This window comes from Bacteroidota bacterium (assembly GCA_013360915.1).
In the GTDB taxonomy this organism is placed as follows: Bacteria; Bacteroidota; JABWAT01; order JABWAT01; family JABWAT01; genus JABWAT01.
In genome coordinates this window covers 460,348-476,035 of sequence record JABWAT010000001.1, presented here as the reverse complement: position 1 = coordinate 476,035, position 15,688 = coordinate 460,348, and the positions used below count along the sequence as shown (strand labels likewise).

The window sequence follows — 15,688 nt, the reverse complement described above, 5'->3', positions numbered from 1 at the left end:
GGTTTTCCGGTTGCTTTCTTTCTTCTGCAAATCGCAATCCGTAACGAATTTGTTTCAGAGGTGATGTATGTCTGCTCAACCGACCCGGTTGTTTGAACTTCTCGAATTTGCAAAAACCCGCCACAACCGCTTCGATGCCATTTGTAACAAAGTCAATGGCCGATGGATCCGGTATTCCACCGAAGAGTGTATCCGATTGTCAGAATTTTTCGGACTCGGGTTGTATTCACTCGGAATCAGAAAAGGGGATACCATCGGACTGGTTTCTGAAAACCGACCCGAATGGAACTTCATCGATCTGGGATGTCAATCGATCGGGGCCGTCCTGGTACCGGTTTATCCGACCTCGGCTCTTGAACAGATGGAGTACATTCTAAACGACGCCGAAATCAAATATTTCTTTGTCAGCAGTGAAGTGCTTCATGAACGGTTTTCCCCCTCGTATAAACAATTGAAAACCTGCAAAACGGTTTATACCATCAATAACATTGAGGGGATGCCTTTCTGGAAGGATGTGCTCCATGCAGGAGAAAAACTTGCAGGTGAGAAACCTCATCTGATCCAGGAATTAAAGGCTCAGGTAACGCCCGAAGATCTGGCCACTCTGATCTACACCTCTGGTACCACCGGCGAACCAAAAGGGGTCATGCTGACTCATGCCAATATCGTCAGTAACGTATTGGCCTGTCAGGATGTGTTAGACGTTCAGCCCGGCAAGGACCGAACACTCAGTTTTCTGCCTCTGTGCCATTCCTTTGAGCGGATGGTGAACTATTTCTACCAGTACACAGGTCTGGGTGTTTATTATGCGGAAAGCATGGATACCATTGCCGACAATCTGAAAGAAGTGAAACCGGATTTGTTTACCACTGTTCCGCGGTTACTCGAAAAAGTTTATGACAAAATCGTAGCCAAAGGTGCTGCGCTGAAGGGGCTTAAAAAGCAATTGTTTTTCTGGGCCCTCAATCTGGCAAAGCGGTATGATCCGGAAACCAACATGGGATTGTGGTACAATTTCCAGCTGCACCTGGCCAATAAACTGATCTTTTCGAAATGGCGTGAAGCGTTGGGTGATAACATCCGGTTTATTGTGGCAGGCGGAGCAGCCTTGTCACCAAAACTGGCACGTGTGTTTTCAGCCGGAAAGATCAAGGTGCTTCAGGGCTACGGCCTCACCGAAACCTCTCCCGTTATCAGTGTGAATACCATTAAACGAAACAGAATGGGATCCATCGGACCAGTCGTTCCGGGAGTGGAGGTGATGATTTCCGGGGAAGGTGAAATTCTGGCCCGGGGTCCGAACATCATGCGGGGTTATTACAAAAAGCCAGAGGCAACCGCCGAGGTTATCAGGGATGGCTGGTTTTACACAGGCGATATCGGTCACCTGGATTCGGATGGGTACCTGTTTATCACCGATCGAAAGAAGGAAATGTTCAAAACATCGGGTGGAAGGTATATTGCCCCTCAACCCATTGAAAATGAACTGAAAGCCAGCCGGTTTATTGAACAGGCCATGGTGATCGGCGAAGGAAAGAATTTTGCTGCTGCACTGATCGTGCCTTCATTTGTTCAGCTGACCGATTACCTGAAAAAGAAGCACACTAAACTGCCTGATAATTATGAAATGACGCATACACCTGAAGTAATTGACCTGATTCAGCGCGAGATTGACAAAGTGAATGAACGCCTCAGCCAATCCGAGCGGATTAAGCAGTTTCGACTTCTGCACCATGAATGGACCATCGACAGTGGTGAACTGACACCCACCCTGAAGCCAAGGCGCAAGGTCATCCTGGAAAAATATGCCGCTCAGGTAGCCGAGATTTATGCCGGATCCGAGTCAGAGCACTGATTAAATGGAATTAACGGATAAGATCATCCGTAAATAATCCGGACCGATAGTATATTTGCCTTTTACCGGCTGGTTTTTACCAGCCGGTTCTTTTCCCTTCCGGCCCTGCGATTTCACAGGCCCACCCGATTGACCATTCCGGGAAAGTACCCGGAGATTACCTAATTGATGGAGATTCCATGAAGCGGATCATCCGCCACGCAACCGTTTTGGGAGCAGGGGTGATGGGTTGCCGGCTGGCTGCCCACCTGACCAATGCCGGGATAGACGTGCTTTTACTCGATATCACCCCTTCTTCTCTGACCCCTGATGAGGAAAAAAAGGGACTGTCCCTGACCGATCCATCCGTCAGAAACCGGTTGGCTGATTCCGGACTTGAAAATGCCCGCAAATCAGATCCGGCCGCCTTTTACTCGAAATCCCTTGCTGCACGGGTGAAAACCGGAAACTTCGATGATCATTTTCCTTTGATTAAAGAGTCCGACTGGATTCTCGAAGCCGTGATTGAAAGACTCGACATTAAGCAATCGGTCTTTGAAAGGGTGGATCAATACCGCAAATCAGGAAGTCTGGTTTCGACGAATACCAGTGGAATTCCGGTACATCAGATGCTGACGGGCCGCTCAGAGGATTTTAAGGCTCATTTTCTGGGAACTCACTTTTTCAATCCCCCCCGGTATCTGCGTTTACTCGAGGTGGTACCCACTCCTTTTACCAAACGGGAAGTGGTCGATTTTGTGCTGGACTTCGGCGACCGCTATCTGGGAAAATCAACGGTTGAATGCAAGGATACACCCGATTTTATTGCAAACCGGATCGGGGTATTCGGCATGATGAATACGTTCAGGGTTATGGCAGAAACTGGTTTGGGAATCGACGAAATCGAAGCCATTTCCGGTCCGCTGACCGGACGCCCGAAATCGGCAACCTTCAGAACGGCCGATCTGGTCGGCCTCGATACGCTGGTATTGGTTGCGTCGCACCTGCATGAGGTGTTGGTTCATGATGAGAAGCGGGATGTGTTTAACATTCCGGCCTTTTTAACCACCCTGGTGGCCAACGGTTGGCTGGGTGATAAAAAGGGACAGGGTTTTTTCAAAAAGGTCAAATCGGCTGAAGGCAAATCAGAGATTCATACCCTGAATCTGGAAACGCTTACCTATCATCCAAAAAAGAAAGTCAGCTTTCCAACCATTGAGATGACCAAACCGGTGGATGACCTTAGAACCCGCCTGAAAATGATCTACGGTGGCATGGACAAGGCGGCTGAAACCTGGCGGCGACTAACTCTCGACCTGCTTGCCTATGCGTCGAACCGCATTACGGAAATCTCAGATTCACCCGAGAATATTGATCTTGCCCTCCGGGGCGGATTTGGCTGGGAATTGGGTCCGTTTGAGTTGTGGGATGTATTAGGCGTTCAGAAGGTGCTTGCCGATATGGACAAGGCAGGTGTCACACCAGCCGGATGGGTCCGTGACATGGTCCAATCGGGACAAACCACGTTCTACCGACGTGAAGGCACGGGAAGAGTTGTGTACCATCCAGCCGGAAAGACGATACATCAGGTATCGGAATCCAAAAAATACCTCCTGCTGGATGATCGCCGTTCCTCGCATGTGGTTGAGAAAAATGCTGCTGCCTCGATGATCGATCTGGGTGATGGCATTCTCGGTCTGGAGTTTCATTCGAAAATGAACAGCATTGGTCCCGATACCGTTTCTATGGTTATCAAGGCAATTGACCGGGCTGAGAAGGAATTTGACGGGCTGGTTATTGGCAATCAGGGACAGAATTTTTCGGCTGGTGCCAATCTGGCTTTGCTGCTCATGGCCGCCAATGAAGGGGAATGGGACGAAATTGATCTGATGGTCAGACAGTTCCAGAAAATGACCATGCGGGTCCGGTATTCGTCGGTTCCGGTGGTGGTTGCTCCCCATCATCTGACGTTGGGTGGTGGCTGTGAATTGGTTCTGCATGCCGACCACGTGCAGGCGCTGGCCGAAACGTATATCGGGCTGGTCGAGGTCGGTGTTGGACTGATACCCGCCGGAGGTGGCACCAAAGAAATGATGATGCGCGCCATGGACAAAGTGGCCGATGGCGGTGTCTATCTGCAGAATCTGCGCGATGCCTTTATGGTGATGGGAACGGCAAAGGTTGCTACCAGTGCGCGAGAGGCACTTGAAATGGGTATTCTGCGTCCGTCGGATGGTGAAACCATGAATGCAGACCGGCAATTGGCCGATGCAAAAAGTCGTGCCATGTCCCTGGCTGCAGCCGGTTACCATAAACCGGCTCCTCGTACCGATATCCGGGTACCGGGCAGGGGAGGGCTTGCAACGGTTAAAATGAGTATTCATCTCATGTGGATGGCCAAACAGATCACGGATTATGACAAGGTCGTTGCCGAAAAACTGGGCTACATCATGTGCGGTGGTAACCTCAGCGAAGAAACCAGAGTCTCCGAGCAATATCTGCTCGATCTGGAACGGGAAGCCTTTCTGAGTTTATGCGGAGACCGCCGGACGCTCGAGCGCATTCAGCACATGTTAAAAACAGGAAAACCTCTCAGAAATTAGGGTTTGAAGGTCACCTTCGAACAGGCAGTAACAGGTAACATTCAATCACTATTCACCATTTACCACATATCAACATGACCGAAGCCTATATCGTTGCCGGTTTACGTACACCGGTAGGAAAAGCGGGAAAAGGAAATCTGCGTTTTGCCCGACCGGATGATCTGGCAGCAGACGTGGTCAGGCAACTGGTCCGGTCGGTACCCGCACTGGATCCGGCCCGGATCAACGACATCATCATCGGATGCGCCATGCCGGAGGCTGAGCAGGGATTTAACATGGGCCGGATGGTGTCTCTGTTGGCCGACCTTCCGATTTCGGTTCCGGGAATGACAGTAAACCGGTTCTGTGCCAGCGGATTGGAGACCATTGCCATAGCCGTTGCCAAAATCCGCGCCGGAATGGCCGACGTGGTTATTGCCGGTGGGGCAGAAAGCATGAGTCTGGTTCCCATGGGCGGATTTAAAATCGCCCCGAATCCGAAATTGGTTGATACCATTCCCAATTATTACCTCGGAATGGGTCTGACTGCTGAACTGGTTCAGGCGAAATATGGAATTTCCCGTGAAGATCAGGATCAGTTTGCCTTCCAGAGTCATCAGAAAGCACTTGCTGCCATTCAGTCCGGTGTATTTAACGCCGAACTGGTCCCCATAACACTTGAACGAACCTGGCTGAATGACAAAGGGAAGCTGGCAAAAGAGACACTGACTGTTCAGACCGATGAAGGACCCCGTGCAGATACCACACCAGAACGGTTGGCCCAACTGAAACCGGTCTTTCTGACCGGAGGAACCGTAACGGCAGGTAATTCCAGTCAGACCTCGGATGGGGCAGCCGCCGTTCTGATTGTTTCAGAAAAGGTCGTTAAGGAATTAAACCTCACTCCGGTTGCGCGATTGGTAAGTTATCAGGTGGCGGGTGTCCATCCCGAAATCATGGGCATCGGTCCGGTCGAAGCCATTCCTCTGGCTACCCGTCAGGCTGGTTTATCCATTCAGGATATCGGACTGACCGAACTGAATGAAGCGTTTGCAGCTCAATCGCTGGCTGTCATCCGTCAGGCAGGGTTAAATCCGGACACAGTGAACGTCAACGGAGGAGCCATTGCTCTCGGTCACCCGCTGGGTTGTACCGGCACCAAGCTCTCCGTTCAGCTCATCAATGAGATGAAGCGGCGGTCGGTGAAATACGGCATGGTTACCGCCTGTGTGGGTGGAGGACAGGGAGTCGCCGGCATTTTTGAACGACTGGGGTGAGAAAGGCAGGAGTCAGAAGAAGGAATTCAGAATTCAGCCCTTCGGCTCCGCTCAGGGACCGGAATATGGAAATTCACCCTCTCCGCCGGAGAGGGAAGGGGTGAGGGTCTGTTGACTGGTTTTCTGGGTAAAAGCGATGAATGATGAACTCAAACCCCTGCTTTTTTTAATGAGTTGTTTTCATGGAAGATGCGCGTCTGACCGGACGGAAAGGGTGGAGTTAAACTGTTCGTTCTGTCAGTGATTTCATCCAATCAGAACAAATTCAGACATCAGGACACTTTGACAATTTATAAAAGGAATTCCACATGGGTAACTCTTCAATAAAAGGCGGCGATTTTCTGATAAGAGAAGTATCTGCCGGAGAAGTTTTCACACCGGAACAATTTTCGGATGAACACAACATGATTGCCGAACTCGTGAATGGATTTGTTGAGCAGGAGGTCATGCCTCACCTCGACGATATCGATGCAATGAAAGAAGGCCTGTTGGCAGGTATCATGAAAAAGGCAGGTGAACAAGGCTTGTTTCAGGTGTCGGTTCCAGAGGCGTACGGTGGCATGGAAGTGGATAAAACCACCTCGATCATCATTGCGGATTATTCGGGAAAAGGTGCCTCTTTTGCGGTTTCACTCGGAGCCCACACCGGAATCGGAACCCTCCCGATTCTATACTTCGGAACAGAGGAACAAAAGAAAAAGTATATCCCAAAATTGGCCTCGGGTGAATACTTGGGCGCCTATGCACTGACCGAGGCGGGTTCAGGGTCTGATGCACTGGGAGCAAAAGCAAAGGCAGAAAAATCGGCAGATGGGAAATCGTGGATTCTCAATGGTGAGAAAATGTGGATTACCAATGCAGGATTCGCCGATGTATTTGTGGTTTTTGCCAAAGTGGATGGGGAACAGTTCACCGGTTTCATTGTGGAACGCACCGATTCCGGGGTCTCTTTGGGCGCTGAAGAGAAGAAAATGGGCATCAAAGGATCCTCGACCCGCGTTGTCAAGCTGGACAATTGTGTGATACCGGCTGATCGTGTGTTGGGTGAAATCGGGAAGGGCCACAAAATTGCCTTCAATATCCTGAATGTCGGTCGTTTCAAATTGGGGGCCTCAACCATCGGGGCATCGAAATACGTCATGACTGAAGCCGTTAAATATGCCAATGAACGCAAACAGTTCGGTGTTACCATCGGGACCTTCGGCGCCATTCAGCATAAAATCGCCGAAATGGCCATCCGGAATTATGCAGGTGATTCCATGTTGTACCGGACGGCTGGTCACCTCGATGCGGCCACTCACGGACACCAGGCGACCACTCCCGAGGGAGCAGAAGCAGTTCTTCGCGGAATAGAAGAATTCGCCGTTGAATGTTCCATTCTGAAAGTGGCCGGATCTGAAATACTGGATTATGTGGCTGATGAAGGGGTTCAGATTCTGGGCGGATATGGATTCAGTGCCGAGTACCCCATGGACCGACCCTATCGCGACAGCCGCATCAACCGGATTTTTGAAGGAACCAATGAAATCAACCGGCTGCTTATTCCCGGCATGCTGCTGAAACGCGCCATGAAAGGTCAGTTGAATCTGATGGGTCCGGCCATGGCTGTACAAGGTGAACTGATGTCGGTGGGTGGATTGGAAGAAGAGTCGGGTGAATTGTTTGCAGCCGAAAAGAAGGCCATCGCCAATGCCAAAAAGGTTTTTCTGATGGTGGCTGGTTTCGGTGTTCAGAAGTACATGGATAAAATTGCCGATGAACAGGAAATCATGATGAACGTGGCCGATATCATCATGGATATCTACGCCATGGAATCCATGCTCCTACGCACCGAAAAACGGATTGCGGCCGAAGGCAGGGAAGCCTGTGCTCATCTGGTGGATGCAGTGAGTGTGTATGTGAATGATGCCATGGACCGGATCGCCTCCTGGGGAAAAACCGCCATTGCATCCATGTCGGAAGGGGATGACATGAAAATGCTTCTTTCGGGCCTGAAACGCTTCACCCGCTGGACACCGGTGAATACACGCGATGCCCGTCGCCGGATTGCCCGCCGACAACTGGAATCGAACCGCTACGACATGTGAAAAATGACAGGCTGCTTCCGTTCGGTGGCAGCCTGCTCGGTTTTCTCAGATTCTTTCCCTCAGAACGTAAACCCGGTCGACAATTGAAGACCACTCATCCGGGTATCCTGCAACGGATGATACGCTTCCTTATGACTTAATTTTGATTGAGCCCATGACACGTGGGTGGTCAGCAGTATCTGTTTAAGAACAGGTTGGTCGACATAACTGGAAAGCAACTTGAAGAACCCACGGGAGGATAGTTCATATCCTTCCGAATAAACGGATCCGTTATACCCATCTTCATCGTAACGCCCACCGAATACAGTGATCGTTTCAAACAAACCGAATGCATATCCCTGACTGATCCGGACCCTGGGGCCATCCTGAAGCATCACCACATGGTCAATCACCCGCAAATCACCGGGCCACTCATCATAGACCGCCGTCACCGAGTCTTTCTTTTTAACCAGCAAATCGCTTGCTTCTGCCGTCCACTGACCTTCAAACAGGGTAAAATCCTGGTCCCGGATTTTCTCGTGATACCTGAACAGGCAACTGTAACCCATCTTGGCCTGGGTGGGCAGCGGATCTTTTTGATTTTCATCTACATAATGTACCATATCGCCGATATTTATGACAGAGCCGCCAAGCGTGATAAAATACTCGGCGTAGGAGCCGGATGGTCGTTCTGTTTCAAACCATTCATGAATGGGCAACCGGGTTGAAACTCCAAATCCTGTTGTATTGACGTCTGCTATTTTATCCTTTCCGGATTCCGTCCTGCCAAGTTTGCTGTACACATTGGACAAACTGAACCCCACTGACCAATCGGCAATCCATCGGTAATTCAGTGAAACAGTAGCAGTTCTGGCGCGTTCCCACGACACGAATTGGCCTATTGTGTTATTGTGCTCATCATCTTCACCCAGATCAAGGTATACTTCATTCAAGGTTAGTTGAACGCTTACCGGAAGACCGGAAAGGCCTTCCAGCCGGTAGCCCACCAAGAGACCTTTGGTATCCAGGAACAAGTCACCGCTCAATTCTGGCATCCAATCTGAATGATAGCCGGATAGACGCAGAGAAAGGTCTGATTCAAACGCATGAATCTGCCCGGGGTTCTGCAAGGCCATCAGCGGGTCGGATGATTGAAAAGCAACTCCTGCGCTGCCAACCGCTGTGAGTTGCGGACTTTGGCTGATTGTGAGAAAAGGGACAGCGGTCACGCCAGCCTGAGCATGAAGGTTGGAAGAAAGTGAACAAAGGAACAGAATGGATAAAATCGTTTTCATTTCAATACTCCTGAAAGATCAAATTGATACCCGATCGAAAAGTTAATCACACCGGTGGGAACTGAATCTTTATTTAGAAAGTGATTATAGTTAATTCCTGCAACAAACGACTTCCAGTAACATTCGGCGCCCGCATACAAAAACATGCTTTCTTCAGTTACCGGAGTTAACCGGGTCTTGCTGCCTGTTGTCCCTGTTTCAATGTTTTTCAGGCGGATATCATAAGCCTCAAAGTTGTCTTTGCCAACACCGACACTGAGATGGATGGGCTTGTCTGGTATGGAAAAACGAATCCCGGCGTAAAGTTGGGTGTATGGTATAGAGGATTCAATCTGATAAATGGAGGGGTTCATCCCAAATATTCTTATAAAATTACCGGAATGTACGCTGGTTACTGAGTACCGATAACCACCATCAACAGAGATGGTTTGATTGACGGGGAGTGAAACCAGCAGATCAATTCCATGGCCGGTATTATAGAAATGGGGTTCATCCTGAAAATGAACCTGATTCAATTTTAAAGTCAACGATTGGGTGTAAGCCAATCCGGCAAAAACCAGGAGACAACAGCCAAGCAATAATCGTCGCATAAATGATACCTCGGAATGGTTAATAAAAGCGAGACCTGTCAGTTTACGGCATGAAAATTAAGATTGTTTCAGAAATATAGAACTAAAACAGACTGAAACCGCTTTTTATCCGGTCTGGTTGAAAAAATCGTGACAGGGGGTTACCTTAAAGTTTCATTTTTAAACAAGGATTGGTATGCAAAAACCCCAACTTTCCTTCTGGTCCATCTGGAACATGAGTTTTGGATTCCTCGGCATTCAGTTTGGCTGGGGACTGCAAATGGCCAACATGAGTGCCATTTACAACTATCTGGGTGCGAATCCCGATGAAATTGCCCTGTTGTGGTTGGCCGCACCGGTAACTGGTGTACTGATTCAGCCCCTGGTCGGGCAGTGGAGTGACCGCGCCTGGACCCGGCTTGGTCGGCGCCGGCCTTTCATTTTATTTGGCGCTATTCTGGCTTCTGTTGCGCTGATTCTGATGCCCAACTCTCCAACCATCTGGATTGCTGCCGGCCTTCTCTGGGTTCTCGATGGTACCATCAACGCCAGTATGCAACCCTTCCGTGCATTGGTTGCTGATAAGTTACCCGAAGAACAAAGCAGTCAGGGGTTTGCCATTCAGTCCTTGTTTATTGGTCTGGGCGGAACCATTGCCTCGGCACTGCCCTGGATGATGACCAACTGGTTTGGGCTGGCTTCAGATGCCACCGAGGCAGGGAAAATTCCCATGTCGGTAACCATATCCTTTTACATTGGTGCGGTGGCCTTTTTAGGGGCCGTTTTGTGGACGGTTTTCAGTACATCCGAGTATCCGCCTTCTGATAAAGAACTGGAAGACATGAAAAACCGGCCTTTTGACTGGTCACTTGGTTTGGGAGATGTGTTCAGAACGGCCATGAATCTGCCAAAACGGATGTGGGAGCTGGGTGTCGTACAGTTTTTTACCTGGGTGGGGATGTTTTGCTTGTGGGTGTACTTCTCGCCGGCTATTACCAAAGAAATTTATCAGGCAGCAGCCGGCTCCCCTGAAATGGCGGCTGCCACGGAATGGGCGGGTTTTTCCTTTGCTCTGTATAACCTGGTATGCTTTCTCTTCTCCTTTGTGCTGCTTTGGGTGACGAAATACACCGGTGCCAAACTGATGCATGCGGTTGCCCTGGCCATCGGTGGTCTCGGTCTGATTTCAATTCAGTGGATGACGAGTCCGGAGCAGTTGCTGATTTCCATGGTGGCCATCGGAATCGCCTGGGCATCCATTTTGTCAATGCCGTACGCCATGCTGACTTCATCCCTTCCTGCTGATAAGGTGGGAGTGATGATGGGAATGTTCAATCTGTTTATCGTTGTTCCACAGGTGGTCGCTTCTGCAGGTCTCGGGTGGGTCCTTCACACCTTCCTGGGCAATGAACCAATGAATGCCCTTGCGCTGGGTGGCTTTTCCATGTTACTAGCCGCTGTACTGACGCTGACTGTGGTTTCCTACAAGAAACCCGTTGGGGGAACAGTGGTCTCGGGTGGCGGTGGTGGACACTGAGAATTTAATACTGGTTAAAACAAAAAAGTCCGGTCAGTCGCCGGACTTTTTTGTTTGGTACTCAATCCAAACCCGGATAAAATCGGCAGGTGAAACAATGCTGAATCCGGTGGCTTCTGAGACAGGGAAGTCTGCCAGGTTGCCGGTAACGAGATAGTCGGCTTGAGCAGTTTGTGCCACTTCCAGAAATTTCTGGTCGTCCGGGTCATTTGCCGTCAGAGTGGACGGACCCGTCACCACTTCATCCGAAACCGAGTCAATGAAATCCATGAGCACAGAAACCTCTGAATCTGTCAACCTGAACCTTGGGCGCTTAAGCACCCGGTGATACTCGTCCGAGACCCGACTGTCAGTAACCAACCGGATTTGTTCATTAATCAGCAACCCAAGGATTTTACCCGGATTTCCGTCCGGATTCAGAATACCGCTGATCAAAACATTGGTGTCAAGAACGATTCTCACCGTTCTTTCCGCGATTTCTTCACTTCTTCGGCGATTTCTAATTCAGAAAGCGGCCCACTGGGTAGCTGCTGGTGCCGTTTTCTGATTTCGGACAGGGTTCTGGTCAGTTTTGCGCGACGAACATATTGAAGAACCGGTTCCAGGTTTTCCTCAGAAACCGAGGTCAGGACCGCTACCGGTTTACCATTATTGGTGATGATATACTCACCATCAGTGTTGTTTCCCGAAAAAATTCGTGATGATTGTTCTCGCAAATCTCTGATCGAAAGGTAAGTGGTTGGCATTTTTATTCTCCCGTGGCACAATAGTGACACAAAAGTGCAACGGGTCAGACCAACAAGCAAGTCACATGGTTATGTTGCCAGGCTTTTCCTACCGCTTCAAAATCAGATTCAAAGTCACTGCAAAGTGATCCGAGAATCCGCCCAGGTACTTATCTCCTGCATACGTCCGGAAGGGTGAACCGGCAAATTTGCCTTCCTGTTCGCGGTAGGCCTGATCATTCAGAATGCGCAGGGAGCCGGTTTGTACTGAAAATCCGGACAGATTTAACAATCCGTCGGAAACAATCACCTGATCAATCAGATCCCATTTTCCGCGATACTGAAGTGTTCCGGTTGTCTCTGGATTCCAGATGGCCTCTGTCAGATTGACCAGTGGGCTGGTGGCGCCTTTGATGATCCCCAGTCCTTCTCTGATCGGACTTTCATCGGGATTGCAATTCAGATCACCAAGAATGAGAAAATCCGCTAGAGGTTGTTCATTCTGAATCTGAGCGGTTACCTCTTTCAGGCGTTTGGCGGCGGCCATCCGGTAGGGATCCGATTTTTCTGCACCCCCACTTTTTGAAGGCCAATGGTTCACAAAAACGGTTAAAGGCGTCGTCCCCGCTGTAAGATCGACACGAAGAATATCACGGGTGGGCTTGAATCCTTCCAGCGAGATGGTGTAAGCGGTAGATTGCAGGACCGAAAACCGGTCGAGCCGGTAGATCACGGCCACATCGATGCTTCTTGCATCAGGACTTTCCTTGTAAACCACCCCAAAATTCTTGTTCACCAGATGCCGGTTGATCAGGTCCCAGAGAACATATTGATTTTCTACCTCACAAAATCCGGCCAGATCGGGTCCCTTGCCGTTGTTTACCGAGTTAATCACCTGGGCCAGATTTTTCAGTTTTGCTTCATACCGGTCGGTTGTCCATTCCTTTTTCGCTCCCGGATGGTATTCATCATCACCACCCTCCGATTGATACGGATTGGGTTGATCGATGGTATCAAATAGATTTTCAACATTGTAAAACAGGACAGCCACTGTGTCGGAGGGCTGGGCCGTTACCGAAATGGAAGTCAGAAAAAGGAGAGCAGGAAGAAGGAGTCGTTTCATGGATGTTCCCTGGTTATCGAATCAATCAGTTGAGAGGAATGGTGAATACAATGTCTGAGGTCGTCAAAATTTTTGAAATGGACGGATGAAGGCATGATCCGGTTCGAAAAAATACCACTGCGGTAAGTATCCGCAAGTTTTTGCTCGGTTTCAAATAACCGGAATTGCTGATAATAACCTTTCAGATCGGCAAGTGGTTTATAATCCATCTTTTTCATCAACAGGTCTGTCAGTAAAGGAAGTGAGTAGCCCGGGGTTTTTAAGATATCCCGAAGAACCATCAGTGCCAGATGCTGAATGGTGATTTCTATATCCAGAATGCCTCCCCGGTCCTTTTTGAGGTTGACACTCCCCGGTTCAGTTTTGTGCTGGGCCAACCGGTTCTGCCGCAAGGCTGCATGACGCCCCGAAAACGTCGACTTTCGCTGTTCAAAGGCATCGGAAAGGTGCTGAAGAATCGATCGGAACCGGTCTTCATCACCAGTGATAAGTCGTGCCCGCAGCCAGGTCTGAAATTCCCAGTAATCGGCGCGATGAAGAAAATAGGACTCCAAAGTCTGATCGTCCTGAATCATCGGTGAGGATTTTCCTTCGGGACGCAGCCGGTAATCCACCTGAAAATGAGTGCCAAAGGGCGTGTAAACAGAAAATTGCCGGTTTCGTTCAGTAAAATCCTGAACCAGATCAACAGAGGCAGTGCCTTCTGAAAGGGCAATTAGGTCTGCATCACTGCCGGGTGAGGGTTCTCCCGAACCGACCTTGCCGACAGCAATGATCGAAAGGCCGGTAAGTCCATCGAACACTGAAGCAATGAGGGTTTGCATCATTTGTGCAAGACCCTCTCCGTAATCAGCAAATCGCTGTCTGCCGCTCAGATAAAGCAATGCTTCCCGGGTTTCGGTGTAGAATTGGAAGAGATAGCGGTTACGCGCCAACAGGCCGGACTGATCCGGTTTAGAAACAAGCAATTCCCACAATTCAGGAATGGAGAGCAATTTTGGGATAAGAACAGGTGCCCGGTCCGCCAGCGTTAACATGTCGCGCAGGTACGTGGGATCGGAAACCCACAAGGCAGCCAGTGAAGCCGGATTCGGAAACTGCTTGAAAATACGGTCAATGGAATTGGTGGTGCGTGACAGATCCTGATAAGGAAATTGAAGAATGGTTTCCTGAACACGCCGGGTGGTATCCGTCAGCGGACTGAGCAGATTAAGCACCGGGTGGTCGGGACGGCTGGGTTTTTTGGGTTCCGGAAAGTAATAGTTGATGATACTGGTCACCCGATTCCGGTGAGTCTGAATCTGTTCCCAGGTCGTTTCAGGGGGTTCTGTGGAGAACCGGCGGGCAAAGTCGGCAAACTCGGGTCCGGGTTTGGGAATTTCGTGGGTTTGCTGATTCTGGTAAAACTGAAGATGATGCTCCAGTTGCCGGTAAAAACAGTATGCCTCCCTCAGGGATTCCAGGTCGGCAGGTTGCAGAAACTGATGTCTGGCAAACCGGTCGAGAACCTCGAGGGTGTTACCGCACCACATATCCGGTTCACGCTGACCGATTTCCAACTGAATGGTCTGGCAGAGGAATTCGATGGACCGGATTCCGCCTGGTGTGGTTTTAATATTCCGTTCATTGAATTTCTGGTTTTCGTGAACAGCATGAAGCGATTGGTGCAGGTGTTCGATGCCAAAAACCGGTCGTAAAGGATTAAAGATGAATCCACGGAGACCATCCAAAAAAGAAGTGATTAACTCCCCATGACCGAAAACAGGTCTGATTTTAAGCAGCATCTGTCGTTCCCACAGACGGCCGCGGGAAAAATAGTAGTTCAGCGCACCCTGTCCGGTGGGTACGAGCGGACCAAATTCGCCATCGGGTCGCAGCCGGAAATCAACCCGGTAAAATTGTCCCTGATCATCCTGACGGGTCAGAATATCGACAAATCGCTGCACCCAGCGTGCCATCAGATCGGTGACTGGTAAATCACTTCCGCGCCAGGAAACGGTATCGAGGGAGGCACAAATGGCCATCAGGTCGATGTCGGATGAATAATTCAATTCTGCTCCGCCGTGCTTACCCAAAGCAAAAACCGCGAAATGGGGCGGTTCCTCCGTACCAAAAAATTCCCGGTTGACCAGCGAAGCCACCCTGATCAGAATCACATCGGCAAGTGCCGACAGAAAAGAGGTGGTTTCGCGTACCCCATCGGTGCCAGTCAGATCGCGTACACCGATGGCAACCAGATATTTCCGCTGAAATTGCTTCAGCAACCTGATCGACATATCTGCCTTATCCGATCCCTGCACAGCCCGGTCCGCATCCTTTTCCAGACGGGATTGGCTGAATCCGGTGCCCACTATTCCGGTATTGATCAGCCAGGAAAAGAGATGGGGATCCTTGACGAGGTTATCCACATAGAAATCCGATTTGAGAATGATCATGAGCAACAGATCGAGCAGCTGGGGCTGTTCACTCAGTTGTCTGATCAGAATTACCCGGGAAAGGGACGCATTCAGTATTCTCTCAAACTGATTCAGGCTTTTCTGCGGATTGGGATGGGACTCAAGTCCGGTTGTTAGCTGTTGGGTAAATAAAACAGTCCGGGTGTCATCACCAAGTGAATCATGAAGGTGCCGGACCAGCGGTTCGGATAGTGTGAGCATGCCCGAAATTAGATAAATGAAGG

At 49.8% G+C, this 15,688-nt stretch carries 11 protein-coding genes; 5 read left to right on the top strand and 6 right to left on the bottom strand.

From position 1 onward, the window contains the following. Positions 1–67 precede the first annotated feature (67 nt). From HUU10_02075 to HUU10_02060, 4 genes are all read left to right on the top strand, one after another. The gene (locus HUU10_02075; protein ID NUQ80372.1) at positions 68–1,855 is read left to right on the top strand and encodes a long-chain fatty acid--CoA ligase; all 1,788 of its coding nucleotides are present in this window, start codon (positions 68–70) and stop codon (positions 1,853–1,855) included. A 179-nt stretch (positions 1,856–2,034) separates the two neighbouring features. After that, positions 2,035–4,437, top strand: a complete 2,403-nt coding sequence (locus tag HUU10_02070; protein ID NUQ80371.1) for an enoyl-CoA hydratase/isomerase family protein — start codon at positions 2,035–2,037, stop codon at positions 4,435–4,437. A 74-nt stretch (positions 4,438–4,511) separates the two neighbouring features. After that, entirely contained in the window at positions 4,512–5,693 is a 1,182-nt protein-coding gene (locus tag HUU10_02065; protein ID NUQ80370.1) for an acetyl-CoA C-acyltransferase, read from the top strand. Positions 5,694–6,001: 308 nt separating this feature from the next. Further along, positions 6,002–7,780: an acyl-CoA dehydrogenase family protein gene (locus HUU10_02060; GenBank protein NUQ80369.1), complete on the top strand. Its 1,779-nt coding sequence runs from the start codon at positions 6,002–6,004 to the stop codon at positions 7,778–7,780. 59 nt (positions 7,781–7,839) lie between these two features. Here the strand turns inward: HUU10_02060 and HUU10_02055 are convergent, their stop codons facing one another. Beyond that, positions 7,840–9,054, bottom strand: coding sequence for a hypothetical protein (locus HUU10_02055; protein NUQ80368.1), 1,215 nt, complete (start codon positions 9,052–9,054; stop codon positions 7,840–7,842). Then, a complete protein-coding gene (locus tag HUU10_02050; GenBank protein NUQ80367.1) occupies positions 9,051–9,644 on the bottom strand; it encodes a hypothetical protein in 594 nt (197 codons plus the stop codon). Before HUU10_02050 ends, HUU10_02055 begins: the two co-directional genes overlap by 4 nt. 175 nt (positions 9,645–9,819) lie before the next feature. Between HUU10_02050 and HUU10_02045 the strand changes: the two genes are divergently transcribed. Continuing rightward, positions 9,820–11,160, top strand: a complete 1,341-nt coding sequence (locus HUU10_02045) for an MFS transporter (protein ID NUQ80366.1) — start codon at positions 9,820–9,822, stop codon at positions 11,158–11,160. Positions 11,161–11,193: 33 nt separating this feature from the next. Here HUU10_02045 and HUU10_02040 read toward each other — a convergent pair whose 3' ends face one another. From HUU10_02040 to HUU10_02025, 4 genes are all read right to left on the bottom strand, one after another. Continuing rightward, on the bottom strand, positions 11,194–11,622 hold the full coding sequence (locus tag HUU10_02040; GenBank protein NUQ80365.1) for a putative toxin-antitoxin system toxin component, PIN family: 429 nt from the start codon (positions 11,620–11,622) through the stop codon (positions 11,194–11,196). Beyond that, positions 11,619–11,906, bottom strand: a complete 288-nt coding sequence (locus tag HUU10_02035; GenBank protein NUQ80364.1) for a type II toxin-antitoxin system prevent-host-death family antitoxin — start codon at positions 11,904–11,906, stop codon at positions 11,619–11,621. Before HUU10_02035 ends, HUU10_02040 begins: the two co-directional genes overlap by 4 nt. A gap of 88 nt (positions 11,907–11,994) precedes the next feature. Continuing rightward, positions 11,995–13,008 (bottom strand): endonuclease/exonuclease/phosphatase family protein, encoded by a 1,014-nt coding sequence (locus tag HUU10_02030; protein NUQ80363.1) that lies wholly within the window; start codon positions 13,006–13,008, stop codon positions 11,995–11,997. Further along, the gene (locus HUU10_02025; protein NUQ80362.1) at positions 13,005–15,665 is read right to left on the bottom strand and encodes a hypothetical protein; all 2,661 of its coding nucleotides are present in this window, start codon (positions 15,663–15,665) and stop codon (positions 13,005–13,007) included. Before HUU10_02025 ends, HUU10_02030 begins: the two co-directional genes overlap by 4 nt. Positions 15,666–15,688 lie beyond the last annotated feature (23 nt).